We start from the raw sequence: 26,695 nt of genomic DNA on the forward strand, positions 1-26,695 counted from the left end.
CGATCCGATCTTCACCCTCGTACTAGCCGACGTCTCAGGAGACAACGTTGACCTGTTTCTTCGACGCCTCACACGGCATGGCCACCCAGGAGATCACCTGGACACCGCAGTGGGGGGCGCCGCGCCCCGTACGCTGCTGTGCGGCGTGCGCGCAGCGCTGGATGGAGTACCTCCAGGCACAGAGCGGCTATCCGCAACCGGGGTACCAGCACGGATACCCGCAGCAACACGGCTACCAACCGGGTTACCAGCAACCGGGTTACCAGCAGCCGGGTTACCACCCGGACTACGACCACGACCATGAGCACCGCCAGCGGCGGCAGTTCGGTCTCGGCAGTGTCGCCGCGGCGGGCGCGGCCGGGTTCGTCGGCGGCATGGTGGTCAACGAGTTGCTCGACGACGATGACGAGCATGAGCACGTCGAGGTCATCGAGCACGTCGTCCACGAGGACGTCGTCGACTACGACGGTGACTACGGGGGCGATTGGTGAGGAAGCGCCGATAGTTCCACTGCGGAATCGGCCTTTGACGGTCCGTGACCGGATGCGGTCCGGGTAATGCGTGGTGGGAGGGGCATTCGCGTGGGAGCGTGGCTCCATGAGATGCGCAATCGTCCCCCCACACGTCCTGGACCACATCGCCGAGAACCACCGTGACGAACGGCTGCGCGAGTCCGCGCAACGGACGCTGGTCATCGACAGCGGGCAGCGTGACGCACGCGCGGCCGCGCAGCTGATCGCCTCCGCCGAGCCGACGACCGGGCCCGCGGTCGCGAAGCGGACGATCCACGACGCCGGGCACCGCGACCAGTTGCCCGGCAGGACGGTCCGCTCCGAGGGCGCCCCGGCGACCGGCGACCGATCCGCCGACGAGATCTACGACTGGCTCGGCGTCACCTTCGACTTCTACCGCAGCGCGTACGGCCGCGACTCGATCGACGGCGCCGGGCTGCCGCTCGTCGCGAGCGTGCACTACGCCGTCGACTATGACAACGCCTTCTGGGACGGCTCCCAGATGGTCTACGGCGACGGCGACCGGCAGGTCTTCACGACCTTCACCGGACCGCTCGACGTCACCGGGCACGAGCTCACCCACGGCGTCACGCAGTACTCCGGCGGGCTGGACTACACGGGGCAGAGCGGCGCCCTGAACGAGTCGCTGTCGGACGTCTTCGGCTCGCTCGTGAAGCAGTACCACCTCGGCCAGACCGCCGACCAGGCCGACTGGCTGATCGGCCAGGGCATGTTCGCCGCCGGCGTGCACGGCGTCGCGCTGCGCTCGATGAAGGCCCCCGGCACCGCGTACGACGACCCGAACCTCGGCAAGGACCCGCAGCCCACCGACATGGCGCACTTCGTGCAGACGACCCGCGACAACGGCGGCGTGCACATCAACTCCGGGATCCCCAACCGCGCGTTCTACCTCGCCGCGGCCGCGATCGGCGGTCACGCCTGGGAGAAGGCCGGTCGGATCTGGTACGAGACGCTCACCGGTGGTCACCTGCCGAAGGACGCGGATTTCGCGACGTTCGCCCGCATGACGGCTGACTGCGCGGGCAGACTGTTCGGCGTGAAGGGCGCGGAGAGCGACGCCGTACGCCGGGCGTGGACGACCGTGGGCGTGGAGATCGCGTGAAGGTGGCCGTCACCCGCAGCGGAGGATTCGCCGGAATGGTCCGCCGTGCCGAGATCGACTCGGCGGACCATCCGACGGTGGCCAGGCTGATCGACGAGATCGACCTCGGTGACGTGCCGGAGCCCACCCCGGCCGCCGACCGGTTCGTGTACGAGGTCGAGATGGACGACCACTGCGTACCGGTCGCGGAGACGGACCTGTGCGGACCACTCCGGGAACTCGTCGACTACGTCCTGGCCCACGGCCGTTGATCGCCCTTTGTGAGGGCGCGGCTCGGCCGGGCCGCTCGGCCCACAGGTTCAGGGGGCCGAACGGCACGTCTTTCTGAAGAGGGGTCAGCGACCCGCGCGGTTGACGGCGGACAGCACCGCCTTGAGCGAGGCGGTCACCGTGTTGTCGTCGATCCCGACGCCCCACAGCACCTCGTCGCCGACCTGGCACTCGACGTACGCCGCGGCCTTCGCGTCACTGCCGGCCGACAGGGCGTGCTCGGTGTAGTCCAGCACCCGCGCCTGGACGCCGACCGCGGCGAGCGCGTCGATGAACGCGGAGATCGGGCCGTTGCCGATGCCCTCGATCTCCCGGATCTCACCGTTGATGCGCAGGTCGACGTTGAGGACGTCCTTCTCGTCGACGCGGGAGCTGGCACGGTGGGCCAGCAGGCCGACCCGCGGGCCGTTCGTCAGGAACTCCCGCTCGAAGATCTCCCACATCTGCTCGGGCGTCACCTCGCCGCCCTCGCCGTCGGTGTGCTCCTGGACGACGCGGGAGAAGTCGATCTGCAGCTTGCGCGGCAGGTCGAGAGAGTGCTCGGTCTTCATGATGTAGGCCACGCCGCCCTTGCCGGACTGGCTGTTGACCCTGATGACCGCCTCGTACGACCGGCCGACGTCCTTCGGGTCGATCGGGAGGTACGGCAGCGCCCAGCGGAACTCGTCCACCGGAACACCGGCGGCCGCCGCGTCGCGCTCCAGGGCGTCGAAGCCCTTCTTGATCGCGTCCTGGTGGGAGCCGGAGAAGGAGGTGTAGACGAGGTCGCCGGCGTACGGGTGACGCTCGTGTACGGGGATCTGGTTGCAGTACTCGACGGTACGGCGGATCTCGTCGATGTCGGAGAAGTCGATCTGCGGGTCGACGCCCTGGGAGAAGAGGTTCATGCCCAGCGTCACCAGGCAGACGTTGCCCGTCCGCTCACCGTTGCCGAACAGGCAGCCCTCGACACGGTCGGCGCCGGCCAGCACCGCCAGCTCGGCGGCGGCCACACCGGTGCCGCGGTCGTTGTGCGGGTGCACCGACAGCGCGATGTGCTCGCGGCGGGACAGGTTGCGGCTCATCCACTCGATCTGGTCGGCGTAGACGTTTGGCGTGGACCGCTCGATCGTGGACGGCAGGTTCAGGACGATCTCGCGGTCGGGTCCCGGCTCCCAGACGTCCATGACCGCTTCGCAGACCTCGAGCGCGAACTCCAGCTCGGTGTCGATGAAGATCTCCGGGCTGTACTCGTAGCCGAAGTCGCAGTCGCCGAGGTACTTCTCGGCGTACTTCATCACGTGCTGGGTGCCCTGCACGGCCAGGGCCTTGCAGTCGTCCCGGTCGATGCCGAAGACCACGCGCCGGAACAGCGGCGCGGTCGCGTTGTACAGGTGGATCGTCGCGCGGGGCGAACCGGCCAGCGCCTGGGCCGTACGGTCGATCAGCTCCTCGCGTGCCTGGGTGAGGACGGAGATCTGCACGTCGGCGGGGATCCGGTCCTCTTCGATCAGCTGGCGGACGAAGTCGAAGTCCGTCTGGCTGGCCGACGGGAAGCCGACCTCGATCTCCTTGTAGCCCATGCGGACCAGCAGCTCGAACATGGCCAGCTTGCGCGCCGGGCTCATCGGGTCGATGAGCGCCTGGTTGCCGTCACGCAGGTCGGTGGACAGCCACCGTGGGGCCTTCGTGATCGTCTTGCTCGGCCAGGTGCGGTCCGGCAGCTCGACCGGTTTGAAAGGGGCGTACCGGCCGAAGGGCATGGGACTGGGCTGTTGCTTGATACGAGGATTCATGGAAAGGGATGCTCCCGAGACAGGTGCCTGCGGCCGACGGTCACGTCGAAGCCCCGCGGCGAGGGAGCCGACCTGTTACAGGCCCCCGCCGCGGCCGCTAAGGAGGAGCAGCTCGCGCAGCACGTCGTACAAGGTAACAGATCGCATCCGCATCGTCCCAATCGGTCCCATTCAGTGAGACGGCCGAGGTGTTTCCCCGTCGACACGTCGGTCCACCGCCGTGGCCCGCGGCCGGGCGACGTGGAGCGCGCCGGGGGCCGTGGAGCGCGCCGGGGGACTTCCGCGGTGGTTCGCCGGTCAGGGAACGAGGACGGACAGGCAGGTCACGCAGCCCTCCATCTTCTCGAACTCGCTGATGTCCACGACCGAGACCTCGTACCCCTCGTCCCGGAGCTGGTCCGCCGTACGCGGCGCGGACGCGGCGATGAGGACCCGCTTCTCCCCCAGCACGACCACGTGCGCGCCGGAGGGCTCCGGCGCCACGCGGAGGCCGGGCAGGACCGAGGTGTCCACCCACTCGGGGTTGCCGATGAGCGTGCCGTCCGGCAGGGCCGTCATCGCCGTCTTCAGGTGCAGGCAGCCCTCCACCTGGACCGGGACGACATGCCGGCCGCGGGCGCCGAGGATCCGGGCCGCCAGGCAGATGGCGTCCTCGTTCGTACGGCCCGAGCGGCCCACGTAGACGGTCGTTCCGACCTGCAGCACGTCACCGCCGTCCAGAGTGGCCTCGCCGTCGATCCGGGCCACCTCGAGCCCCAGCTCCGTGACCACCCGTTCCATGGAGGTCACCTCCGCACGGCGCTCCGCCGCTCCCGGCCGGGCGAGCAGGGCGAGGCCGTCGCAGACGACGACGGTGTCCTCGACGAACACGGCGTCCGGGAGGTCGTCGGCCGCCGGGAGCTCACGCACCTGCCAGCCCGCCGACCGCAGGGCCTCGACGTACGCCTCGTGCTGCCGCGCGGCCGACCCTGCGTCCACCGGGGTCCGGTCGATGTGGGTCACGAGCCCGTCGGCCAGGCGCGGGCTCGGCCGCCGAACCAGGGCGGTGCGCTTCTCGGGTTTCACGGAGGGCTCCTGCCATGTCACGGCGATCCCCGTGTCGGAGACGCCTTCCGGTCACTGCGCTGTCGCGGCCGCGCCGACGCGCGCGGTCCCTCGGTCGGACCGACCGGCCGCGCTCACTCACGCGCGGCCCCTCGATCCTGGCGGACAGGCCGTCCTCGCGCACGCGCGGCCCCCGGATCCCGCCGATCAGACCACCCTCACGCGCACACGGCCCCACGGCTCCTGTCGCTCGAGCCGTGTTCACGCGCGCGTGGCCCGCGATCCTGCCGGTCGAGCCGCGCTCACTCGCGGGCGGCCCCCTCCGTGGTGGCGATCACGCCGAACGCGTGCGCCGGCGTGAGACCCAGCCGGTCGGCGACCAGGCGAAGCGCCTGGCGCTCGACGTCGCTGAGCGCCCCGTCGGCCAGGGCGATGCGGACCGCCTGCGCCAGGAACCACTCCCGGGCCTCCGCGGTGAGCTGTGCCCCGGCGGTGGCGATCACCTCTTCCGCGTCCCGCGGCGGCTCGTCGATGGCGGCCTGAAGCGCGTCGTCGTCGAAGTCGGCCGCGCCGTATCCGCGGACCGCCTCGACCGCGCGGCTCCGCGCGCCCGTGTCGTCCCGGTCGCCCGCGGCCAGAACCAGCACCGCGGCGGCGCGCATGGCCAGAGGCAGGGCCGCCTCCATCTGCTGGGCCGTCGGCAGACGGAGGGCGCCGAGGCCGAAGCGGCCCCGGCAGGCGGTGCACTCGACGACCTCACCGGCCTTGGTCAGCGGAATCACCGGCAGGAAGAACAGCGTGAACCACCGGCGGGCCAACCGACGCCGGTAGCGCCGGTCGCCTCCGCAGCGCGGGCAGTGAAAGTCACCATGACCCACCGTCCGGAAGAAAACGGCGAACCCGAAGATCAGCAACACGGGCGGCCTCCTCCTGTATCAACCTGATATCGGAGAATATCCAGCCCGTCGTCCCCTCCGGCAGAGCGGCCGGGGCTGCACTTCCCTCCCCACGGAGGCGAAGTTGCCCGAATCCCCGGCCCTCCCGGCCGCCGGACGTTAGGCTGCCGCGGCATGACGACCCCGCCTGGTGACGATCCCCTGCCCGACGGCGGCGCCGTCCCGCCGCCGCGATCCGACGCCGAGAGGGTGCGCGCCGCCGCCCCGGACCCCGCCTCGCCCCCTGACGGCACGGCCCTCCCGAGACCGCCCCAGGCCTGGTTCACACCGCCTCAGGTCCCGGCCACGCCCGAGCCATCGGAACCCGCGCCCCACAAGAGCCTCGGCGAGTACCTCGGCGCGCTGGTGATCGGGGCGGCCGCGCTCCTGCTCCTGTCGGTCTTCCTGCCGTGGACGACCTGGCGCACTCCCGACCTCGGACGGGCCATCTTCGTCGGGGTGTCGGAATCCCAGGGACACACCACGTACGGACTGGCGGCACCGTACGGGGACATCATCGTGCTGGCCGGCACGGTCGCGCTCGGCCTCGCCCTCGCCGGCCGGGCCGTGCACGAGCGGTTCATCCCCTACTCCGCGATCCCGGGGGCGCTGAGCTTGCTGGCGTTGTTCCATCGCGGAATGACCCTCGGGGACGGATCCGTGACGGAGTCGATCACCTGGGGATTCTGGGTCGCCGTCCTCGCCTCGGTGGCGGTGCTGGCCCTCGGCCTGGCCGCGCTCGCACGCGGTACCCAGCCGACCCGCTCGTAACGACCGCCCCGTCGCGCGCAGGCGGGGGTCTTAACGGCCTCGGCATCACGCGCAGGCGGGTCTGAGCGGCCGCGGCATCACGCGGTCTGAGCGGCCGCGGCGCCGCGCGGAGGCCGGTCCCGACGGCCGCGCCCTCGTACGGAGTGCGGTCATAGCGGCCGGGACGGCGCGCGGCGATCAGTCGTAGAAGCCGAGGCGGCGGAGCTGTTTCGGATCCCGCTGCCAGTCCTTCGCCACCTTGATCCGCAGATCGAGGTAGACCCTCGTGCCGAGAAGCGCCTCGATCTGCTTGCGGGCGCGGGTGCCGACCTCCCTGAGGCGAGCGCCCTTCGGCCCGATGACGATGCCCTTCTGGCTGGGGCGTTCGACGTAGAGCCAGGCTTGCACGTCGATCAGGTCGTCGCGGTCCTCGCGCGGGCGGATCTCCTCGACGACCACGGCGATCGAGTGCGGGAGCTCCTCGCGTACGCCCTCCAGCGCCGCCTCCCGGATGAGCTCCGCGACGAGGATCTGCTCCGGCTCGTCCGTCAACTCGCCTTCGGGATACAGCGGCGGCCCCTCGGGCAGCCGGGCGGCGAGCAGGTCGCTGACCACGTCGAGCTGGTAGCCCGACTCGGCCGAACACGGGACGACCTCGGCCCACTCGCCCAGCCGGGAGACCTTCAGCAGTTGCTCGGCGACCTGGCTCCGGTCGGCGAGGTCGGTCTTGGTCACGATCGCGACGACCGGCGTCCGCTTCACCTGGGCGAGCTCCGCCGCGATGAACCGGTCGCCCGGCCCGACCGATTCGTTCGCCGGGACGCAGAAGCCGATGACGTCGACCTCGCTCAACGTGGAGCGGACCAGGCTGTCCAGCCGCTCGCCGAGCAGCGTACGGGGCTTGTGCAGCCCCGGCGTGTCGACGATGACGAGCTGGGCGTCGGGCCGGTGCACGATGCCGCGGATCGCCCGGCGCGTCGTCTGCGGCTTGTTGCTGGTGATCGCCACTTTCGTTCCCACGAGGGCGTTCATCAGCGTCGACTTGCCCACGTTGGGACGCCCGATGAAGCAGGCGAACCCTGATTTAAAGCGCGTGCCGGTCGGCGTCTGGGGCGAGGTCACACCGTCGATTGTCCCGTATCCCGCGGAGCGCTCCGACAGCACGTACGGCGATCAGTCTGTCAGGACCGCTCGTACGGCGCCGTCCAGACCCGCGACGAGCACCGGCGCCTTGGCGGCGAGGTCGCGGACGGCCGCGACGTCGGGGGTGCCGTCCTCGGTGACGACCGCGGCGGCCTCCAGGCTCTCCGCCCCGCTGGACACGGCCATCGCCACGGCCACCTGCAGCGCCGTCAGCCGCAGCGAGGGCAGCTCCACCGTCGCGGCGGCGTACGTGCGGCCGGTCTCGTCCCGGACGGCGGCGCCCTCCGCCGAACCCGCACGGGCCCGCGTGGACCGGGCCAAAGTGATGATCTTCGCGTCTTCCGGATCGAGCTCGCTCACGCGCCCCAGCGTACTTGCCGCCGCCCGCCCGCCGAGGCCAGGGCGGGGCAGGCCGGTGGATCACGTGCTGGTCGATCTGTGACGGCGAGGGATCCGTGCGGGGCCGTACCGGATGCTCGGCGAAGGCGCTACCCATGATGGTGACATGCGGGCTTTCGCCGTCGTCCTGGACTGCGGTCGCCGAGCATTCGGTACGCCGTGGGCGGCGGCCCGGGTGCCGGCCCGGTCGGCCGGGGTGACGAACCCGCCGCTATCGGGCAGTGATCAGCCTGGTCTCCGTACTGTCACAAGATCCACCGGACAGGTCCCGGCTAGGCCTCGGCGTTCTCGCGCTCCTCCTCGGCGGCGGGATCCCTGGTCGGGATCCGCTCCACCAGGACCGTGCCGATGCGGTTGCGCCGACCCGCCAGGCTCTCGGCGGTCAGCCGCAGCCCCGCCACCGTCGCCTGCGACCCGGCGATCGGCACCCGGCCGAGCGCGTGCGCCAGCAGACCGCCGACGGTCTCGACGTCGTCCACCTCGATCTCCACGTCGAACAGGTCCGCGAGGTCCTCCACCGGAAGCCGCGCGGTCACCCGCGCGGAACCGTCCGGCAGCTCCTCGACCCGGGGCAGCTCCTGGTCGTACTCGTCGGTTATCTCCCCGACGATCTCCTCGAGGATGTCCTCGATCGTGACCAGCCCGGCCGTCCCGCCGTACTCGTCGATGACGATGGCGCAGTGGATCTGCCGGGCCTGCATCTCGCGGAGCAGCTCGTCGATCGGCTTGCTGTCCGGGACGTACGTCGCCGGCCGCATGATCGACTCGACCTTCTCGACCGACTCGCCCTCGCGGAACTCGTGGCTGCGGCGGACGATGTCCTTCAGATAGGCGATGCCGACCACGTCGTCCTCGTTCTCGCCGACCACCGGGATCCGGGAGAACCCGCTGCGCAGCGCGAGCGACAGCGCCTGCCGCAGCGTCTTGTCGTGCTCGATGAAGACGATGTCGGTCCGCGGCACCATCACCTCGCGCACGAGCGTGTCACCCAGCTCGAACACCGAGTGGATCATCTGCCGCTCGTCCGGCTCGATGAGCTGCCGCTGCTCGGCGAGGTCGACCAGATCCCGCAGCTCGGCCTCGGACGCGAACGGCCCCTCGCGGAAGCCGCGCCCGGGAGTCAGCGCGTTGCCCAGCAGGATCAGCAGCCGCGGCAGCGGCCCCAGCACGCGTGCCAGCGGATGGATCACCGCCGCGCCGACCAGCGCGACCCGGTCGACGTGCTGACGGCCGAGCGTCCGCGGCGTGACGCCGATCGCGATGTAGCTGACGACGATCATCACGGCCGCGGCGGTGAGGTACGCGCGCCAGTTCGCCTCCAGCCAGGTGATGCACAGGTCCGCGACGAGGACCGTCGCGGCCAGCTCACAGCTCACCCGCAGCAGCAGGAGGAGATTGAGGTAGCGCGGCGGGTCGGCGACGACCTCGGCGAGCTGCCGGCTCCCCCGCCGCTCCTCGCGCCCCAGCTCTTCCACCCGGACCCGGGAGATCCGGGCGAGCGCCGTCTCGGCGCCCGCGAACAGACCGGCCACCGCCACCAGCGCGGCGGCACCGACGATCAGCCAGCCCTGAACGGCGGTCATGATGAGGGCCGGGCGCGCGCCGCTCGCCATGAGGCGAGCAGCTCGGCCTGCAGGCCGAACATCTCCTTGTGCTCTTCGGGCTCGGCGTGGTCGTAGCCGAGCAGGTGCAGGATGCCGTGGGTGCAGAGCAGGTGCAGCTCGTCCTCGGCGCTGTGACCGGCCTTCTTGGCCTGTCGTACGGCCACGGTCGGGCACAGCACGACGTCGCCGAGCAGGGCCGGGTCCGGCGGCGCGTCCTCCGTGCCCCCGGACACGTGGCCCGGCCGCAGCTCGTCCATCGGGAAGGACAGCACGTCGGTCGGGCCCGGTTCGCCCATCCACTTCTCGTGCAGCTCGCTCATCGCGTCCTCGTCGACGAGGACGATCGACAGCTCGGCGAGCGGATGGACCCGCAGTTTCTCCAGCACGTGCGCGGCCAGTGCCGACAGCGCCGTCTCGTCGGCCTCCGCGCCGGACTCGTTCAGAACCTCGATGCTCATCGGCCTAGCGCCCTCGTTGCTTGCGCGGGCCGCGACCGGACGCGCCCTGCTTGATCTGGTCAGGCTGTGCGTCGTACCGGCTGTACGCGTCGACGATGGCGCTCACCAGCTTGTGCCGTACGACGTCCTTGCTGGTCAGCGTGCAGAAGCTGATGTCGTCGAGCCCCTCGAGGATGTCCTGGACGACCCGTAGTCCGCTCTGCTGCCCGGACGGCAGGTCGACCTGGGTGACATCGCCGGTGACGACGACCTTCGACCCGAACCCGAGCCGGGTCAGGAACATCTTCATCTGCTCCGGCGAGGTGTTCTGCGCCTCGTCCAGGATGATGAAGGAGTCGTTGAGGGTGTTGTGCGTCAGCAGGTGGTCCTGGGTGACGTACAGCGAGTCCTCAGCCGCCACCTGGATGCACACGCACTCCTCGCGGCCCGCCGGCTCGATCTCGTCGATGAACCGCATCGGCCGCCCGCCGCCCCCGGCCGCGTGGTACTTCTCAGCCTTGCGGGCGAGGCGGAAGGGCTCGATGCCCTCGGGGAGGCGGATGTCGACGATGTGGGCGTCGCTCCGGTAGCCGACGTCACGGCCGTTCGCCCGGCCGGGCTTGCGGCCCTCGGCCAGGCGCCGCCGCGTGTAGGCGACACCGCCCAGCGACTGGACGAGCGCGATGACGTCGTCGCGGAGCACGATCGACGTCGTCGTGAACTGGATGCGGCAGCTACGGTCGGCCTGGATGACCGGCCCGCCGTCGCTGTCCAGGAGCCCCTGGAGCACGGCGAGACGCACGTTCGCGCTGTTGTGGAGGTACACCTCCGGCACGAACTTCGTCGCCGACCTGGTGCCGTAGAGCCCGAGTTCACGTGCGACCGCGGTCACCGGGTTCACGATGGTGATGACCTGGCCGGGCTCGGCGACACGGTTGAGCATGTAGTCGACGCCGCCCTTGTGACGGACCTCGACACCGTGCAGGAGATCTTCCAGTGCGACGGCGGGCTCGGGGTCGTTCGTGGCGAAGGACGGCGTCGTGGAGCCCGTCAGGCAGCCGTCGCCGAGCAGCAGGCCAAGCGCGTACGGGTCCATGGGGACCTCGCGCTCCGGGTACTGCACCGGGGCGGTGAGCAGCGGCAGCTCGTAGCGCCGGGCGTGCGCCGCGCGCAGGTTGCCGATCATCTCCCGGGTCTCCAGGACCCGCCACGGCTTGCCCCGCCGCTTGTCGGACGCTGTGCGGACGGTCCACAGGTGCTCGCCGCAGCACAGCGTCCACGCCCCGTCCTGGGCGGTGACGCGGTAGATGTCCTTCTCGCCCTGCGGGTAGACGCCGAGGACGGGCGTCGGCTCGCCGTTCGACCCGATGACCAGGTCCCCGACCTGGAGGTCACCGATGGGACGCCAGCCGTCGGGCGTCAAAACCGGCATAAAGGTCGGCTGCGCACGACCACGCATATATGCCAACGGAGCGACCTCGATGGTGCCGGCGGCCATCAGGCGGGGGATCGAGTCGGGGTCGACCATGTCGTGCAGCGCGTCGTACAGCGGGCGCAGGTACGGGTCGATCTTCTCGTAGAGGGTGCCCGGCAGGAAGCCCAGCCGCTCGCCGGCCTCGACGGCCGGACGGGTCAGGATGATGCGGTTGACCTGCTTGGCCTGGAGCGCCTTCACGGCCTTGGCCATGGCCAGGTAGGTCTTGCCGGTGCCCGCCGGCCCGATGCCGAACACGATCGTGTGCTTGTCGATCGCGTCGACGTAGTGCTTCTGGTTCAGCGTCTTGGGCCGGATGGTGCGGCCCCGCGACGACAGGATGTCGAGGGTGAGGACCTCGGCCGGCCGCTCGGACGTCTCGGCGCGCAGCATGGCGATGCTGCGTTCGATCGCGTCGGGCGTGATGGGGGTGCCGGTCTTGAGCAGGTCGAGCAGTTCCTCGAAGAGCTTGGCGGCGAGGTCGGTCTCTTCCGGCCGACCGGTGATCGTGATCTCGTTGCCGCGGACGTGGACGTCGCTGTCGAAGGCTCGCTCCACGACCTCCAGGAGTTCGTCGCGGGAGCCGAGGAGGGCGACCATCGAGTGATCGTCGGGGATCACGATCTTGATCTGCGTGGGCGCGCCGTCGGGCACAGCCCCGGTATGAGTTGATTCGGCCATAGCGCGGCCTTGCGGCCTTTTCGCCCCTACCTTCCGGTCACGTCGGGTCTTCGGCTGCGTATCACCCATGGTACCGGCCCGGGCCACTCAATTTCCGACCGCGCGGGGACGCCCGCTCATCCCGGCGGCCAGCCCAGACCGCGGCCGCCGAGCACGTGCGCGTGCACGTGGAACACGGTCTGTCCCGCTCCGGGACCGGTGTTGAACACCACGCGGTACCCGGTCTCCTCGATGCCTTCGGCGACCGCGATCTGGTGCGCCGCGCGGACGAGCTCCGCGAGAAGGTCGCCGTCCTCGGCGGCGAGCGCCGCCGCGGTCGGATGGTGGTCGCGCGGGATGACGAGCACATGCGTCGGCGCCTGCGGGTTGATGTCCCGGAACGCGATCGTCCGATCCGTCTCCCGAACGACGTCCGCGGGCACCTCCCCGGACACGATCTTGCAGAACAAACAGTCCTGTTCCGTCAATGCGCTCTCCTTCGCCAAGGATCAGCGCATGTTATCGCGCCACGGGGTGTCGCGGCCGTCCGCGAATCGTTACGGCCTCCGGCGTGTAACTATGGCCAAGGCACTCCCTTGTCTGGTTATCGTTACCTTCACGCGAACCCCCAGCGCCGGATCCTTCGGTAAATCCGAGGCCGGGTGACGTTCGCACGAACCTGCTGGGTCAAGGCGTGCGTCCAATCAGGACGACAGCCGACGACGGCACTGACGGGCGGATAAGGCGAGACGAGGAATGCCCTTTCGTAAACCTCACGGCGAGGGCACGCGTCCTACTGATGTGACCGAGACCCTCGTGGCCAGAGGAACGACGGGCGCTGTGACCGTGGCGTGGGACGCTGACCAGGCGGTTACCGCGCTTTACAGCGCTCATTACCGTTCCCTCGTACGCCTCAGCGCACTCCTGGTGCGTGACCTGGCGACGGCCGAGGAAGTGGTGCAGGACGCGTTCGTCGCCATGCACGGGGCCTGGCGGCGGCTGCGCGACCCGGAGAAAGCCCTCTCCTACCTCCGGCAGTCGGTGGTCAACCGGTCACGATCCGTACTGCGGCACCGGGCGGTCGTCGAGAAGTACGCTCCCAAGGGCCTGCCGGACGCGCCGAGCGCTGAGAACGGCGCGATCGTCGAGCTCGAGCGGTCGGCCGTGGTCAAGGCCCTGGGGAGCCTGCCGACCCGGCAACGCGAGGCCTTGGTGCTGCGCTACTACGGTGATCTGTCAGAGGCGGAGATCGCCAACACCATGGGGATCAGCCGGGGAGCCGTCAAGAGCCACACCGCGCGCGGGATGGCCGCGCTACGCAGCGTTCTGGAGCAGCTTTAATGACCGAACCCTTCGACGAGTACGGCGAGCGTCTGCGCCGTGTCTTGCAGGCGGAAGCGGAAGCGGTCACGCCCTCTCCAGAGGGGCTTGAGCAGATCCGCGGCAAGATAGCGAAGAAGCAGGAGCGGCGCTTCGGCGCGTGGTTCGCGATCCCGTGGCTGCGCCCGCTTGCGGCCGTGGCCGCCGCGGTCATGGTCGCGGGGGTCGCCGTGTCGACGACGCCGGCGCTGAAGACGTTCGTGCAGACGGGGCACTTCAGCCCCGCGGACCGGCACGACGACGGCACGTCGGCGCCCGGGGGGCAGAAGGTGGTGACCGCCTGGCCGCCGGTGAATCCGTCCCGTCCGGACGTGAGCGCGGTGCCGCACCCGTCGGCGTCCAGGACCGGCCCGTCCGGCGCCCACGTCATCCCGGGGCACAAGTGCCCGCCGGGCGAGGACCCGATCAGGCCGCCGATCGGTTCGGCCGACGACCAGACGGCGAGCCCGGCTCCTTCCCCGCAGGTCACGTGCGGCCCGGACACGGCCACGTCGGCGCCGCCGACCCAGCCGGCGTCTCCGCCGCCGCCGACGACGCCGACGCAGGTGCCGACGACCGACACGCCGACCAACGGCGCGCAGCAGCCGTCGGCCCAGTCGTCCCCGTGAGCTGAGGATTACCAGCGGCCGCCGCGGCTGAGGAGCACGGCGGCCGCGGCCACCCCCGCGGTGGAGGTGCGCAGGACGGTGGGGCCGAGGAGCGTCGTGACGCCGCCTGCGGCCTCGAACGCGGCGACCTCGTCGTCGGTGAGACCGCCCTCCGGGCCCACGACGACGACGATGTCACCGGTGGCCGGGACGTCGACGCGGCTGAGCGGCCGGTCGGCCTCCTCGTGCAGGATGACGGCGAGGGCGGCGCCGCGGACGCGTTCGGCGGCCGTCGCCGTGTCGGCCGGTTCGGTCACCTCGGGCAGCCAGGCACGCCGGCTCTGCTTGGCCGCCTCGCGCGCGGCGCCGCGCCACCGGGCGAGCGCCTTGGCGCGACGTTCGCCGCGCCACTGGGTGACGCAGCGGGCGGCCGTCCAGGGCACGATGACGTCGACGCCCACCTCGGTCATCGTCTCGACCGCCAGCTCGCCCCGGTCGCCCTTGGGCAGGGCCTGCACCACCACGATCCGGGGATCCGGGCGGGGGACGCGCCGGCGCGCGCGGGCCTCGAGGCGCAGGCTGTCCCGCTCGGCGGAGGTGACGACGCACTCGACGAGAACGCCCGCTCCGTCGCCGAGGTCGACCCGCTCCCCCGGCCGCAGCCGGCGTACGGCCGCCGCGTGACGTCCCTCGGGCCCGTCGAGGAGGATCCGGTCGGACTCGAGGCGTGCGGGGTCGCTGAGGAAGAGGGGTGGGCTCATGGCTCCGATCGTAGGCGTGCGGCGGAGTCGAGCGAGCCCGCGGCCTTGAGCGTGTGGAGGATCGGAGCGGTCTCGATGGTGTGGATCCCGTCGAGGGCGCCGAGGCGCCGCGTGAGGTAGTGGTGCAATTCGGCCGGATCCGCGCAGAGTGCCTGCGCGAGCAGGTTGGTGGGGCCGGTCGTGGCGGCGACCACGGCGAGTTCGCGGTGGCCGGCGAGGGTGGTCGCGACGTGGTCCAGGCGTGCCGGTGCGACGGCCATCCACAGCAGTGCCTGGGTCGTCGCGCCCAGGAGCACGGGATCGATCTCGACGTCGAAGAAGAGCACTCCTCGGGAGCGGAGGTCGGTGAGACGGCGCGCCACGGTGGCCTGAGACCAGCCGGTCGCCGTGGCCAGGTCGCCGTACGAGGCGCGGCCGTCACGGCGTAGCGCGTCGAGGAGGGCGTGATCTGCGGGGGCCCATGATCGGTTTCCGTCCGGGGCGGCCGGCGCGTGGGCCGGCCGAAGCAGCGCCTGCTGCCGGTCACTGAGCGCCTGGGTGGTGCCGCGCCACGCGGTGGGGCCGCCCAGATAGCTGTGCAGCAGGCAGTGTGCGGAGACGGCGGTGATGCCGGCCCTCCGCGGGATGTCCCGCAGCAGCAGCGCGCGGGAGACCTCCACGCCGTGCGGCGCGCGCACGATCGCGAAGATCTCCGTTCCACCCGAGACGAGCTTGACCCAGGAGGTGTCCGGCCGCCGGGCGAGGGATCGCGCGAGGGCCTGGGCGGTGGACGGCGTGGTGGTGAGCCGGACCATCCACTGGGTCTGCCCGGCCTGGCCCGGCTCCGTCAGGCCGACGACCCGCAGTCCCGCCTCCGCGCGCAGCCGCCGGTAGCGGCGCGCCACGGTCTGGGTGGACACGCCGAGGACCTGGGCGATCCGGCTGAAGGGCGCCCGTCCGTCGATGTGCAGGGCGTGGATGACACGGCGATCGAGGTCGTCGAGCATGGCCGAATCCTGCACCGAATCCGGTATCGATGGAAATTATCCGCCGATTCCGCGCCATAGATGGAATGACTCACCCCTGCCGCCCCACGCTGACCCGCGACATCGAGTCGACCGAAGGGAAGCAGGCGATGGAGATACGGGACACGGTGGCCGTGGGCTCGGCGTACCGGTGGCGTTGGGCGGCGCTGGCCGCCCTGCTCACGGCGGAGGCGATGAACCTGCTGGACGCCACGATCGTGCAGGTCGCCGCGCCGGTCATCCACGCCGACCTGGGCGGCGCCGCCTCCGACATCCAGTGGTTCAACGCCGCGTACACCCTGCCGTTCGCCGTGCTGCTGATCACGGGCGGCCGGCTGGGCGACATGGTCGGGCGCAGGCGCGTGTTCGCGGTCGGGGTCACGGCCTTCGCGCTTGCGTCCCTGTGCTGTGCGCTGGTGCCCGACGCCGCCGCGCTGATCGCCACGCGGGCGGTCCAGGGGGCGGCCGCGGCGTTGATCATCCCGCAGACGATCGGGCTGATCCGCGTCATGTTCGACGGCGCCGAGCTGGCCAGGGCGATGGGGAGCATCGGGCCGGTCATGGGTCTGGCGGCGATCTGCGGGCCGGTGCTGGGCGCGGTGCTCACGCACGCCGACCTGTTCGGCTCCTCGTGGCGCGCGGTCTTCCTCGTCAACGTCCCGCTCGCCGCCGCCGTGCTGGCCGTGATCCCGCTCCTGCGCGAGGACCGGGCGGCGGTGCGACCGCGCCTGGACCTGCCGGGCACGGTACTGGCGATCACGGGCGCCGGACTGGTCGTCCACCCGCTGATCCAGAGCGGCGCCGCGGGCATGCCGGACGGCGGCCGGCTCGCGTTGGCGGCCGGGGTCGTGGTCCTGGTGGGGTTCGGGGTCCAGCAGCGGTACGGTGCCCGGCGCGGCCGCCGGCCGCTGGTCGAGCCGAGTCTCTTCCGCGATCGGGGCTTTCCCGCGGCGCTGGCGACCTCGACGTTGTTCTTCGCGGTGATGAACGGGCTGATGCTGGTCGTCGTGCTCCAGGTGCAGGTCGGCCTGGGCGAGGACGTTCTCACCGCCGGGCTCACGTTGCTGCCGTGGTCCTGCGGAATGGCGGTCTCCTCTTGGGTGTCGGGGACGCGCCTGGTGCCCCGGTACGGGGCGCGCATGATGTTCGTCGGGCTGGCCGTCATGCTCGCCGGTCTCGTGTCCGCCATCGCCGCCTACGCCGCCGCGCGGGCGGGGGCGTACCCCGTCTTCCTGCCGATGGCGCTCGCGCTGTGCGGCGTCGGGAACGGACTGTTCACGGTGCCGTTCTTCACCACCGCCCTCACGCGGGTGCGCCCGCACGAGATCGGGTCGGCCGCCGGTCTGCTCAACGCCGTGCAGCAGTTCGGCGGCACCCTTGGTGTCGCGCTCCTCGGCACCGTGTTCTTTCACTCCCTGACGACCGGCACCCGCGCGGGCGGTACGTCCGGCGCCGCGTCGCCGCACGCGGCCGGGCCGGCCTTCGGGCTCGCGGCCGGGCTGATCGTCCTGGCGGGCGGCGGCGCGGCGCTCATGCGCGCCCCGGTGAAGCGGGCCGAACCGGAAGGGCGGGCCGAACCGGCGGAGCGGGCACAGTCGGCCGACGGGTGAGCGAAGACCCCCGCTTCCGGTATCGGGAGCGGGGGCCTCGGCGAAGGGTCAGCGGCCGTTGAAGGCGTCGCGGAGGCGGGAGAAGAAGCCCTGCTGGCCCGGGGCGAACTTGCCCGGCGGGCGCTCCTCGCCGCGCAGGCTCGCCAGCTTGCGCAGTAGCTCCTCCTGCTCCTCGTCGAGCTTGGTGGGCGTCTCGATGTTCACGTGGATCATCAGGTCGCCGCGGCCGTTCTCGTTGAGGTGCTTGACGCCCCGGCCGTACATCGGGATGACCTGGCCGGACTGGGTGCCGGGTCGGATGTCGATCTCCTCGGGGCCGTCCAGGGTCTCGACGGTGAGCGACGTGCCGAGCGCGGCCGCCGTCATCGGCACCTGGACGGTGCAGTGCAGGTCATCGCCCTGCCGCTCGAAGATCGGGTGCGGGAGCTCCACGATCTCGAGGAACAGGTCGCCGGCCGGGCCGCCGCCGGGGCCGACCTCACCCTCGCCGGCGAGCTGGATGTGCGTGCCGTTCTCGACGCCGGCGGGAATGCGGACCTTGATCGTGCGGCGGGTGCGGACCCGTCCGTCACCGGAGCACTCCGTGCAGGGCGTGCGGATCATGGTGCCGTAGCCGCCGCACTGCGGGCAGGCGCGGGAGGTCATCACCTGGCCGAGGAACGACCGGGTGACCTGCTGGACCTCGCCGCGGCCGTGGCACATGTCGCACGTCTCGGGGTGCGTGCCGGGGGCCGTGCCGGAGCCCGAGCAGGTGTCGCAGACCACCGCGGTGTCGACCGTCAGCTCGCGCGTGGTGCCGAACGCCGTCTCGGACAGGTCGAGCTCCACCCGGACGGTGCCGTTGCGGCCCCGCCGAGCCCGGCTGCGCGGCCCGCGCTGGGTCGCGGTGCCGAAGAAGGCGTCCATGATGTCGCTGAACGGGAACCCGGCGCCGAAGCCGCCCGCTCCCGCCCCGGCGCCGCTGGCGAACGGATCGGCGCCCAGGTCGTACATCTCGCGCTTCTTCGGATCGGAGAGCACCTCGTACGCCTGGGTGATCTCCTTGAACCGCTCCTGGGTGGCAGGGTCGGGGTTGACGTCCGGATGCAGCTCACGGGCGAGTCTGCGGTACGCCTTCTTGATCTCGTCCGCGCTGGCGTCACGGCGCACCCCGAGGGTCGCGTAGTAGTCGTTCGCCACTTACGACCCCGCCAGAATCTGACCGACGTAACGTGCCACTGCGCGTACTGCTCCCATCGTCCCGGGGTAGTCCATCCGCGTCGGACCGAGCACGCCGAGCCGGGCCACGGCCTGGTCGCCGGCGCCGTACCCGGTGGCCACCACCGAGGTCGTGCGCAGGCTCTCGTGCGGGTTCTCGGTGCCGATCCGCACGGTGAGGCTGGAGGGGTCCCCCGCCTCGCCGAGCAGCCGCATCAGGACGACCTGTTCTTCCAGCGCCTCCAGCACGTCACGGAGGCTCTGGGACAAGTCGGCGCGCGCGAGGTTCGCCGCGCCGCCGATGATTATCTTCTCTTCGTGCTTCTCCACGAGGCTCTCGAGGAGAACCGACAGCACCGTCGTCGCCAGCGCCCGCTCGCCGGCCGGCACCTGCTCGGGCAGGTCGGCGAGGGCGTCGGGAACGTCGGTCAGCCAGCACCCGTCCAGACGCGCGTTGAGCAGCGCCCGCAGGTGTGCGATGGCCTCGTCGGACACGGGCCCGTGCGTCTCGATCGCCCGCTGCTCGACCCGACCGGTGTTCGTGATCACGACGAGCAGCAGCCGCTCGGAGGCGATCGGTACCAGCTCGACGTGCCGCACCGACGACCGCGTGAGCGAAGGGTACTGCACGACCGCGACCTGCCGCGTCAACTGCGCCAGCAACCGCACGGTGCGGCTGACGACGTCGTCGAGGTCGTAGGCGTTGGCGAGGAACGTCTCGATCGCGCGTCGCTCGGCCGCGGACAGCGGCTTGATCGTGGACAGCCGGTCGACGAACAGCCGGTATCCCTTGTCGGTCGGCACGCGCCCCGCGCTGGTGTGGGGCTGGGCGATGTATCCCTGCTCCTCCAGCACGGCCATGTCGTTGCGGATCGTGGCCGGCGAGACGCCGAGGTTGTGCCGATCGACCAGCGCCTTCGAGCCCACCGGTTCGTGGGTGGACACGTAATCTTCGACGATGGCCCGCAGCACCGCGAGCTTCCGGTCGTCGAGCACGCACTCACCTCCCGTGTCCACAGCCCTTCAATCTGGCACTCTTCTCCCCTGAGTGCCAAGTGTACGGCTCGGGGGCACGCAGGAGGAGACGCCGGTGGATCACGTTCTCGCGTCGAGCGTGGCAGAGTCACTCCTGTGACCTGGCACGAAATTGCGGAACGCTGTTTCCAGCGTCGTTATTCCGACTTCGACGTGACCGTGGGGGTCATCGTCGGGTCCGCGGACGCCGTCGTCGTCGACACCCGCGCGAGTGTGGCACAGGGCGTGCGCCTGCGCGACGACCTTCGGGAGCTCGGCGTGCAGAACCCCATCGTCGTCAACACCCACGGCCACTTCGACCACTGCTTCGGCAACGCGGCGTTCACCGGCGGGGCGCGCTGGGGACACGCGTCGCTGCCCGCCTACCTGGCCGAGACCGCGCGGCCCATGCTGGCGCGCGAGTTCCCCGGCTGGGCGGAGAAGGTCGAGACCGATCTCCTGCTCGCGCCGGACCGGCTCGTCACCGACCGCGCCGAGCTCGACCTCGGCGACCGCGTCGTCGAGCTGCGGCACTTCGGCCCGGGGCACACCGACGGCGACGTGGTCGTCTGGACGCCCGACGCGCGGTGCGCGTTCACCGGTGACCTGATCGAGCAGTCCGGCCCGCCGGCGTACGGCGCCGACTCCTTCCCGCTGGAGTGGCCGGCCACTCTCGCCGCCCTGCTGCGGACCGTCGACGGCGTGCTCGTGCCGGGTCACGGCGCGCCGGTGGATCGGGAGTTCGCGGTCCGGCAGCGGGAGGAGATCGACATGGTGGCCCGCCGGGTGCGGGAGACGCACGCCGCCGGGCTGGACGTCGAGGAGGCCCTCGCCGCGGGCGGCTGGCCCTACCCCGCCGAGACGCTCCGGGAGGCCGTCCGGCGCGGCCACGACCACCTGGGCCGCCGATCCGGGTCCGGATAGCCGCCGCCCCTGTTTCCGCGCCCCCGGCGCCGCACCCGGGCCCCCGCCCGTACGCGTGGCCGTCTCGACGCGGGGTGAACCGGCCGCCCCGGCCGGCACGCGTCCGGACGGGCGCGCCGGGGCGGCTGACCCGCCCGCCGCCGGACCGGTACGGTGCGACGCGTGCGGAGCAAAGACTATGGACGCGACGTTCTGTCCGGCGACTGGCGCCGGCCGCGGAAGGGTCAGATCCCCGAGGTCGCCGCCGAGCCGGGCCTGGTCGCCGAGGATCCGGCGAGCGGGTTCTGCGGTGCGGTCGTCGCCTGCGAGAAGGACGCCGTGACCCTCGAGGACCGGTTCGGCAAGCGCCGGGTCTTCCCGCTGGCGAAGGCCGGGTTCCTCATCGACGGCAAGCCCGTGACGCTCGTCCGTCCCGTACGGGCGGCGGGTCCGGCCCGTTCGGCGTCTGGTTCGATCGCCGTGCCGAACCTGCGGGCGCGGGTGGCGCGGGAGAGCCGGATCTACGTCGAGGGCCGCCACGACGCGGAGCTCGTCGAGAAGATCTGGGGGCACGACCTGCGGGTCGAGGGCGTCGTCGTGGAGTACCTCGAGGGCGTCGACCACCTCCCGGACATCGTCGCGGAGTTCGGCCCGGGGCCGGAAAGCCGGCTGGGTGTGCTCGTCGACCATCTCGTGGCCGGATCCAAGGAGAGCCGGATCGCCGACCAGGTCTCCTCCCCGTACGTCCTGGTCACCGGCCACCCCTTCATCGACATCTGGGAGGCCGTCAAGCCCTCGGTCCTGGGCATCCCCGCGTGGCCGCGGGTTCCGCGCGGGATACCCTGGAAGGAAGGCGTGATCGCCGCGCTCGGGTGGAAGGGCGAGCCGGGCGAGGTGTGGCAGGCGATCCTCGGCCGGGTCCGCGCGTACACCGATCTCGAGCCCGCGCTGCTCGGGCGGGTCGAGGAGCTCATCGACTTCGTCACCGCGCCGCGATCGGGCTGAGGTCCGCGAAACCATCCGGCGTCGGCGTGCGTCTCATAAACTGCGCGTTCGCCACGAAATTCTCATGTTCCGCCGGAAGGGGCAGCAGGCAGATGACCTATGGGCAACCGGGCCACGGGCGTCCCGGCTCCGGACTTGGCCGTCCTGCCGGTCCCGGGGCCCAGGCGTACGGTCCCGGGCACGGAGGCCATGGGCACGCGCCGTACCCGCAGCCGGGGTACCCCCAGGCCGGCTACGGCCAAGGAGGGTACGGTCAGGGCGGTTACCAGGGCGGATACTCTCCGCAGCCGTACGGCGCGCCGCAGCGGCACCCGGGGCATGGCGCGGGCCACGCCCCGCCGAAGCCGGCGAAGCGGCACCGCGAGCCGATGGCCCCCGGCGGGCCGGTCACCGACGAGGACGAGAGGTGGGCCGTTCCCGCCTACGTCGGGATGTTCGTCGTCGGGATCGTCGCCCCGGCCATCGTCTACCTGGCCAGGGGCCGATCCTCGCGATTCGCGCGGTTCCACGCCGTCCAGGCGCTGAACCTGTCGATCGCGATGATCGTCTGCAACCTCCTCGCGTTCTCGACGCTGTACCTCATCGGGATGACCGGGCTGCTGATCCTGCTGGCGGTCCTCGCCGTCGAGTTCTTCTGCGTCGTCAAGGCCGCGATCGGCGCCAACCGCTGTGAGTGGTACCGCCTGCCGTCGATCGCCGCCTGGCCGATCTTCCGCTAGGAAACCCCGTGACCGAGCCGCAGGACCCGCGCCCGCCCGCGCCCCGAGACTCCGAACCGTCCGAACCTCAGGACCCGCGTCCGCCCGAGCCGCAGGACTCCCGGCCATCCGAACCTCAGGACCAGCGCCCGCCCGAGCCGCGGGACCCCCGGCCGTCCTTCGAGCCGCCGGATCCGCTCATGAGCGGACCGGCGTCTCCGGACGGTCCGCCGCCCGGTGGCCCCTGGTACGGGTCGCCGCAGCCGGGTCCCGGTTCCGGGCCGCAGCCGGGTCCGTACGGCCCGCAGCCGGGCCCCCACCCCGGCCCGTACAGCCCGCCGACCGGCCCGCAGCCGGGCCCCCACTCCGGCTCGTACGGCGGACCGGCCGGGGCACAGCCGGGTCCGCACACCGGCCCGTACGGCCCGCCGGCCGGGCCGCGGCCCGGCCCCGAGGCGCAGCCGTACGGCGGACCGCCCGAACCGCCGCCCTACGGCGCGCCGCCGAACCGACCCGGGCCGCCGTACGCGGGACCGCCGGTCCCGTACGGCTACGGGCCGCCGCGCCAGGGCTTCGCGGCGGTCGACGAGACCACGTGGGCGATGCTCGCCTACATCGGGCAGTTCGCGGTCGGCTTCGTCGCGCCGCTCGTCGTTTATCTGGCGCGGAAGGACCACTCGCCCTACCTGCGCTTTCACGGCGCGCAGGCGCTGAACCTCGCCGTGACCAGCTTCCTCGTGATCCTCGCGGGCTTCGTCGTCTCCCTGGCGACGCTCGGGATCGGCGCGATCGTCGCCATCCCGGCGATGCTGGCGTACGGCGTCGCGCACGTGGTCTTTCTCATCATCGCCGCGCTGCGGGCGAACAAAGGCGAGGTGTACGTCATCCCGAAGTGGCTCTGCTGGCCCATCGTCCGGTGACGGTCCGCCTCACGGGGTCAGGTCGCGGACGACCGCGTCGGCCAGCAGCCGTCCGCGCAGCGTGAGCACGGCGCGGCCCGCGTCGTACGCCTCGGGGACGAGGAGTCCGTCGGCGACCGCGCGGCGGACGGCGGCGTCGTCGAGCAGGTCGAGCGGGCATCCCTCGGCCAGCCGCAGCTCCAGCATGACGCGTTCGAACCGCCGGTCGGCGGTGTCGAGGACCTCGCGGGCGTGCGCGGGGGTGACGCCGGACGCGAGGCGGTCGGCGTACGCGGCGGGGTGCTTGACGTTCCACCAGCGGGTGCCGCCGACGTGGCTGTGCGCGCCCGGCCCGATCCCCCACCAGTCGCCGCCGGTCCAGTACAGGAGGTTGTGGCGGCACCGGGCGTCCTCGTCCGCCGCCCAGTTGGAGATCTCGTACCAGTGCAGGCCGTGGGCGCTCAGGGTCCGTTCGGTGGCGAGGTAGCGGTCGGCCATGGCGTCGTCGTCCGGCGCGGCGACCTGTCCCCGGCGGACCTGCGCGGCCAGCCGGGTGCCCTCCTCGACGATCAGCGCGTAGGCCGAGACGTGGTCGGGACCGGCCTCCAGGACGGCGTCCAGGCTGGCCTGCCAGTCCGTGGCGCTCTCCCCCGGCGCGCCGTAGATGAGGTCGAGGTTGACGTGCTCGAAGCCGGCCTCCCGGGCCCACCGGACGCACTGCTGCGGCCTGCCGGGCGTGTGCGTACGGTCGAGGACGGCCAGCACGTGCTGGCGCGCGCTCTGCATCCCGAACGACATCCGCGTGAAGCCCGCCTGGCGGAGACGCGCGAGGTAGCCGGGATCGACCGTCTCCGGATTGGCCTCGGTCGTCACCTCGGCGGCCGCCGCCAGGCCGAACTCCTTGTCGATCGCGTCGAGGATCCGGCCGAGGTCGTCGGCGGGCAGCAGGGTGGGCGTGCCGCCTCCCACGAACACCGTCTGGACGGGCAGGTCGGCGTCGCCGAGCACGCGGCGGGCCAGCCGGATCTCCGCGATGGCCGTGTCGGCGTACGCCTCCCGGGAGGCGCCGCGCAGTTCGGTCGCGGTGTAGGTGTTGAAGTCGCAGTAGCCGCAGCGGGTCACGCAGAACGGCACGTGTACGTAGAAGCCGAAGGGGCGGTCACCGAGGCCGTCGAGGGCACTGGCGGGCAACGCTCCGTCGTTCGGGACCGGGTCTCCGTCGGGCAGGGTCGAGGGCACGTCTCAAGTCTGCCGTCAGCGCGGGGGTGCCTCTGACGGCGCACCGGGCTCTACCGGTGCCGAGCGGGCCGGAGGCCCGCGATGCGTCACCGTCGGACGCGGTCGTCAGTACGAGAACTCCGCCCAGACCGTCGTACGGTCGACGCTTCGCGTCACGCCCCACCGGTCCGCGACCGTGTCGATGAGGATCAGCCCCCGGCCGTGCTCGGCGTCCACCTCCGGCCGGTTCGCGAGCCGTGGCTCCGGGCCGGTGGCCCCGTCGTTGGTCACCTCGGCGCGGACGGCGTTGTCGGCGGCGGCGAGCCTGATGGTGATCTGGCCGCCCGTACCGCTCGCGGTGTGCTTGACCGCGTTGGTGGCGAGTTCGCTGACGCTGAGTTTCACCGCGTCGCCCGCGGGGTGCCGCCCACCGAGCGTCTCCCGGACGAACCGGCGCCCGTCGGCGACCGAACGTTCCGTACCCGGAAGGGTGATCGCCCCGATGATGGTCATTTCGGCCGGTGCGCCGCGGTCGAGCCCCCGCGGGTCGCCGTCGCACGTCTCCGGCCCTGCCATGGCCGCGTCCACTGATCCTCCCTAGGTCATCGCGGACACGACCCATTCCCCTTATCGGATGACGCAACCCGAACATCCACAAGCCGGAGATTCCGGACAGCGGCTTCGGACGACCCGGAACCCGCCGCGGCCACGGCCGACGCACCGGCCGGGCCGCTGCCCCGTGAATTCCCTCACGCGCCGCGCCCGCCTTCTGACGGACTCAGCCGGCCGAGACGGCCCGCGGCGTCGTAGGTCAGGAGCCGGCGGCCGAGCGGCGGCGGGCGTAGTGACGCGCGGCACGAACCCGGTCGCCGCACCGGTTGGAGCACCACTGGCGTGCGGCGTGGGCCCGGACGAAGAACCGGATGCACCCGTGGGCCCCGCAAGCGGCCAGCGACGCCGCCTTCTCCCCGGTGAGCAGGTCGACGGCGTTCGCGGCCAGGTCGGCCAGCGCGCCCTGGATCTCATCGGGAACCGGCCGCCGTACGCGCCTCGGCCCGCCGTCGTCCCACACCACCGCGGGAGCGGTCAGCGCGGCGTTCAGCACCGCCAGGTCCCCGGGCGGCGGCGCGGAACGCCTCTCCCACGCCGACAGGAGGACCCGCAGCGATTCCCGGAACGCGCGCACCGCGGCCGCCTGCGTCTCGTCCACCTGGGCGTCGACGGAGATCAGGCCGCGCTCGGCGAGCCAGTCGCGGACGGCGGCCGGGTCCGCCAGGACGTCCTCGGGCACCCCGGACCGCTGGATACGGGTGTTGACGAGTGCCAACGCAGGAAAGCGCCGCTCGCCGGGAATCCCATCGTCGCTCATGTATCTCATGGTATCCGTTGCACTTCTCCATGAGAGCCTCTAGGCTCCACCTCATGGCAAGTTGCCGGTTTTTCCATGAGGAGGAGTAATGGCGAACATACGGTCGGTCCAGAGCGGCACCGCGTCCGGCCCGCACTTCGGTCTGGCGGTCACGGCCGTGGGCGGCCCGACGGCCGTCCTGGAGATCGGCGGCCTGCGCCTGCTCACCGATCCGACCTTCGACCCTCCGGGTGAGTACCGCAGCCCGTCCGGCGCGACGCTCACCAAGATCGCGCCTGCGGCGATCGGCGCCTCCGCCGTCGGCGAGGTCGATCTCGTCCTGCTCTCACACGACCAGCACCCGGACAACCTCGATCACTCCGGCCGTGAGTTCCTGCGGACGGCGCCGGTCGTACTCACCACTCCGAGCGGCGCCGCCCGCCTGGGCGGGACCGCCACCGGCCTCGCGCCCTGGAGCTCGTACACCGTCCGGCGGCCCGGCGCCGGCGACCTGACCGTGACGGCGGTTCCGGCGAGGCACGGGCCGGACGGCTGTGAGCCGGTCACCGGAGAGGTCACCGGCTTCGTACTGACCGGCCCGGACCTGCCGACCGTCTACGTGAGCGGCGACAACGCCTCGCTCGAGCTGGTCGAACGGATCGCCGCGCGGTTCGCTCCGGTGGACGTTGCGGTGATGTTCGCCGGCGCCGCGCGTCCGGGAGTGCTCGACGGCGCGCTGCTCACCCTGAACAGCGAACAGACCGCGGCCGCCGCGGAGATCCTGCGGGCGCGTCGAGTCGTGCCCGTGCACTTCGACGGCTGGCGGCACTTCACCGAGAACGCCGAGGCGCTGACCGGCGCGTTCGACCGCGTCGGCCTGACCGACCGGCTCGTCCTGCTCCATCCGGGCGAATCGGCCCGGATCTGACGGATCAGCGTAGATCT

The 26,695-nt window shown here is 71.7% G+C and carries 28 protein-coding genes and 2 pseudogenes; 12 read left to right on the forward strand and 18 right to left on the reverse strand.

Translation table 11 applies throughout. The annotated features are described in order from the left end of the window. Positions 1-47: 47 nt before the first annotated feature. From AB0K82_RS29000 to AB0K82_RS29010, 3 genes are all read left to right on the forward strand, one after another. Positions 48-491: a hypothetical protein gene (locus tag AB0K82_RS29000; protein WP_364402956.1), complete on the forward strand. Its 444-nt coding sequence runs from the start codon at positions 48-50 to the stop codon at positions 489-491. A 106-nt stretch (positions 492-597) separates the two neighbouring features. After that, complete coding sequence (locus AB0K82_RS29005; protein WP_364402959.1) at positions 598-1,635, forward strand: M4 family metallopeptidase; 1,038 nt, start codon at positions 598-600, stop codon at positions 1,633-1,635. After that, on the forward strand, positions 1,632-1,886 hold the full coding sequence (locus tag AB0K82_RS29010) for a protealysin inhibitor emfourin (protein WP_364402961.1): 255 nt from the start codon (positions 1,632-1,634) through the stop codon (positions 1,884-1,886). The genes AB0K82_RS29005 and AB0K82_RS29010 overlap by 4 nt, the downstream gene beginning before the upstream one ends. 84 nt (positions 1,887-1,970) lie before the next feature. Here AB0K82_RS29010 and leuA read toward each other — a convergent pair whose 3' ends face one another. From leuA to AB0K82_RS29025, 3 genes are all read right to left on the reverse strand, one after another. Beyond that, a complete protein-coding gene (leuA, locus tag AB0K82_RS29015; protein WP_364402964.1) occupies positions 1,971-3,680 on the reverse strand; it encodes a 2-isopropylmalate synthase in 1,710 nt (569 codons plus the stop codon). Positions 3,681-3,977: 297 nt separating this feature from the next. Continuing rightward, a complete protein-coding gene (gene ddaH, locus AB0K82_RS29020) occupies positions 3,978-4,745 on the reverse strand; it encodes a dimethylargininase (RefSeq protein WP_364402967.1) in 768 nt (255 codons plus the stop codon). A gap of 281 nt (positions 4,746-5,026) precedes the next feature. After that, entirely contained in the window at positions 5,027-5,641 is a 615-nt protein-coding gene (locus AB0K82_RS29025) for a zinc-ribbon domain-containing protein (protein WP_364402969.1), read from the reverse strand. 153 nt (positions 5,642-5,794) lie between these two features. Between AB0K82_RS29025 and AB0K82_RS29030 the strand changes: the two genes are divergently transcribed. Further along, positions 5,795-6,430 (forward strand): hypothetical protein, encoded by a 636-nt coding sequence (locus tag AB0K82_RS29030; RefSeq protein WP_364402972.1) that lies wholly within the window; start codon positions 5,795-5,797, stop codon positions 6,428-6,430. 177 nt (positions 6,431-6,607) lie between these two features. On the opposite strand, the gene era is transcribed toward AB0K82_RS29030, so the two are convergent. The 8 genes and pseudogenes from era to AB0K82_RS29070 all read right to left on the reverse strand — a co-directional run bounded on the left by era (position 6,608) and on the right by AB0K82_RS29070 (position 12,614). Beyond that, positions 6,608-7,531, reverse strand: a complete 924-nt coding sequence (gene era, locus AB0K82_RS29035; protein ID WP_364402974.1) for a GTPase Era — start codon at positions 7,529-7,531, stop codon at positions 6,608-6,610. A gap of 51 nt (positions 7,532-7,582) precedes the next feature. Next, positions 7,583-7,921 carry a cytidine deaminase gene (locus AB0K82_RS29040; RefSeq protein WP_364403051.1) on the reverse strand — a complete coding sequence of 113 codons (339 nt, stop codon included), beginning with the start codon at positions 7,919-7,921 and terminating at the stop codon, positions 7,583-7,585. Positions 7,922-8,223: 302 nt separating this feature from the next. Next, the gene (locus tag AB0K82_RS29045; protein ID WP_364402977.1) at positions 8,224-9,564 is read right to left on the reverse strand and encodes a hemolysin family protein; all 1,341 of its coding nucleotides are present in this window, start codon (positions 9,562-9,564) and stop codon (positions 8,224-8,226) included. Further along, positions 9,531-10,013: an rRNA maturation RNase YbeY gene (gene ybeY / locus AB0K82_RS29050; protein ID WP_364402979.1), complete on the reverse strand. Its 483-nt coding sequence runs from the start codon at positions 10,011-10,013 to the stop codon at positions 9,531-9,533. The genes AB0K82_RS29045 and ybeY overlap by 34 nt, the downstream gene beginning before the upstream one ends. 4 nt (positions 10,014-10,017) lie before the next feature. Then, on the reverse strand, positions 10,018-10,470 hold the full coding sequence (locus AB0K82_RS29055; RefSeq protein ID WP_364403053.1) for a PhoH family protein: 453 nt from the start codon (positions 10,468-10,470) through the stop codon (positions 10,018-10,020). Between the two features lie 153 nt (positions 10,471-10,623). Beyond that, positions 10,624-11,451: pseudogene (locus AB0K82_RS29060) on the reverse strand (phosphate starvation-inducible protein PhoH); the annotation flags it as partial. Next, positions 11,440-12,147: pseudogene (locus AB0K82_RS29065) on the reverse strand (PhoH family protein); the annotation flags it as partial. The pseudogenes AB0K82_RS29065 and AB0K82_RS29060, both read right to left, overlap by 12 nt. 116 nt (positions 12,148-12,263) lie before the next feature. Then, positions 12,264-12,614: a histidine triad nucleotide-binding protein gene (locus tag AB0K82_RS29070; protein ID WP_364402981.1), complete on the reverse strand. Its 351-nt coding sequence runs from the start codon at positions 12,612-12,614 to the stop codon at positions 12,264-12,266. 313 nt (positions 12,615-12,927) lie between these two features. Between AB0K82_RS29070 and AB0K82_RS29075 the strand changes: the two genes are divergently transcribed. Both AB0K82_RS29075 and AB0K82_RS29080 read left to right on the forward strand, forming a co-directional pair. Continuing rightward, on the forward strand, positions 12,928-13,467 hold the full coding sequence (locus AB0K82_RS29075) for a SigE family RNA polymerase sigma factor (RefSeq protein WP_364402983.1): 540 nt from the start codon (positions 12,928-12,930) through the stop codon (positions 13,465-13,467). Beyond that, a complete protein-coding gene (locus tag AB0K82_RS29080) occupies positions 13,467-14,114 on the forward strand; it encodes a hypothetical protein (protein WP_364402986.1) in 648 nt (215 codons plus the stop codon). The genes AB0K82_RS29075 and AB0K82_RS29080 overlap by 1 nt, the downstream gene beginning before the upstream one ends. Positions 14,115-14,122: 8 nt before the next feature. Here the strand turns inward: AB0K82_RS29080 and AB0K82_RS29085 are convergent, their stop codons facing one another. Further along, positions 14,123-14,854, reverse strand: a complete 732-nt coding sequence (locus AB0K82_RS29085) for a 16S rRNA (uracil(1498)-N(3))-methyltransferase (RefSeq protein WP_364402989.1) — start codon at positions 14,852-14,854, stop codon at positions 14,123-14,125. Further along, positions 14,851-15,840 (reverse strand): Lrp/AsnC family transcriptional regulator, encoded by a 990-nt coding sequence (locus AB0K82_RS29090; RefSeq protein WP_364402992.1) that lies wholly within the window; start codon positions 15,838-15,840, stop codon positions 14,851-14,853. The genes AB0K82_RS29085 and AB0K82_RS29090 overlap by 4 nt, the downstream gene beginning before the upstream one ends. A gap of 65 nt (positions 15,841-15,905) precedes the next feature. Between AB0K82_RS29090 and AB0K82_RS29095 the strand changes: the two genes are divergently transcribed. After that, the gene (locus tag AB0K82_RS29095; RefSeq protein ID WP_364402995.1) at positions 15,906-17,468 is read left to right on the forward strand and encodes an MFS transporter; all 1,563 of its coding nucleotides are present in this window, start codon (positions 15,906-15,908) and stop codon (positions 17,466-17,468) included. A gap of 48 nt (positions 17,469-17,516) precedes the next feature. Here the strand turns inward: AB0K82_RS29095 and dnaJ are convergent, their stop codons facing one another. Together dnaJ and hrcA are read right to left on the reverse strand one after the other, a co-directional pair. After that, positions 17,517-18,647 carry a molecular chaperone DnaJ gene (dnaJ, locus tag AB0K82_RS29100; protein ID WP_364402998.1) on the reverse strand — a complete coding sequence of 377 codons (1,131 nt, stop codon included), beginning with the start codon at positions 18,645-18,647 and terminating at the stop codon, positions 17,517-17,519. Continuing rightward, positions 18,648-19,661 (reverse strand): heat-inducible transcriptional repressor HrcA, encoded by a 1,014-nt coding sequence (gene hrcA / locus AB0K82_RS29105; protein ID WP_364403001.1) that lies wholly within the window; start codon positions 19,659-19,661, stop codon positions 18,648-18,650. It abuts the gene before it with no gap. A gap of 135 nt (positions 19,662-19,796) precedes the next feature. On the opposite strand from hrcA, the gene AB0K82_RS29110 reads away from it, so the two are divergent. From AB0K82_RS29110 to AB0K82_RS29125, 4 genes are all read left to right on the forward strand, one after another. Further along, positions 19,797-20,603: an MBL fold metallo-hydrolase gene (locus tag AB0K82_RS29110; protein ID WP_364403003.1), complete on the forward strand. Its 807-nt coding sequence runs from the start codon at positions 19,797-19,799 to the stop codon at positions 20,601-20,603. Positions 20,604-20,765: 162 nt separating this feature from the next. After that, complete coding sequence (locus tag AB0K82_RS29115) at positions 20,766-21,587, forward strand: DUF3097 domain-containing protein (RefSeq protein WP_364403006.1); 822 nt, start codon at positions 20,766-20,768, stop codon at positions 21,585-21,587. Positions 21,588-21,679: 92 nt separating this feature from the next. Next, positions 21,680-22,306: a DUF4870 domain-containing protein gene (locus AB0K82_RS29120; protein ID WP_364403009.1), complete on the forward strand. Its 627-nt coding sequence runs from the start codon at positions 21,680-21,682 to the stop codon at positions 22,304-22,306. Positions 22,307-22,314: 8 nt separating this feature from the next. Beyond that, on the forward strand, positions 22,315-23,205 hold the full coding sequence (locus AB0K82_RS29125) for a DUF4870 domain-containing protein (protein WP_364403012.1): 891 nt from the start codon (positions 22,315-22,317) through the stop codon (positions 23,203-23,205). 9 nt (positions 23,206-23,214) lie between these two features. Here AB0K82_RS29125 and hemW read toward each other — a convergent pair whose 3' ends face one another. The 3 genes from hemW to AB0K82_RS29140 all read right to left on the reverse strand — a co-directional run bounded on the left by hemW (position 23,215) and on the right by AB0K82_RS29140 (position 25,771). Beyond that, positions 23,215-24,423, reverse strand: a complete 1,209-nt coding sequence (hemW, locus tag AB0K82_RS29130) for a radical SAM family heme chaperone HemW (RefSeq protein ID WP_364403015.1) — start codon at positions 24,421-24,423, stop codon at positions 23,215-23,217. A gap of 105 nt (positions 24,424-24,528) precedes the next feature. Further along, on the reverse strand, positions 24,529-24,990 hold the full coding sequence (locus tag AB0K82_RS29135; protein ID WP_364403017.1) for an ATP-binding protein: 462 nt from the start codon (positions 24,988-24,990) through the stop codon (positions 24,529-24,531). Positions 24,991-25,213: 223 nt separating this feature from the next. Beyond that, the gene (locus tag AB0K82_RS29140) at positions 25,214-25,771 is read right to left on the reverse strand and encodes an ABATE domain-containing protein (protein WP_364403019.1); all 558 of its coding nucleotides are present in this window, start codon (positions 25,769-25,771) and stop codon (positions 25,214-25,216) included. Positions 25,772-25,859: 88 nt separating this feature from the next. On the opposite strand from AB0K82_RS29140, the gene AB0K82_RS29145 reads away from it, so the two are divergent. Next, positions 25,860-26,678, forward strand: a complete 819-nt coding sequence (locus AB0K82_RS29145) for an MBL fold metallo-hydrolase (RefSeq protein WP_364403022.1) — start codon at positions 25,860-25,862, stop codon at positions 26,676-26,678. Positions 26,679-26,695 lie beyond the last annotated feature (17 nt).

The organism is Actinoallomurus sp. NPDC052274 (assembly GCF_040679475.1).
GTDB classification, from domain to species: Bacteria; Actinomycetota; Actinomycetes; order Streptosporangiales; family Streptosporangiaceae; genus Actinoallomurus; species Actinoallomurus liliacearum.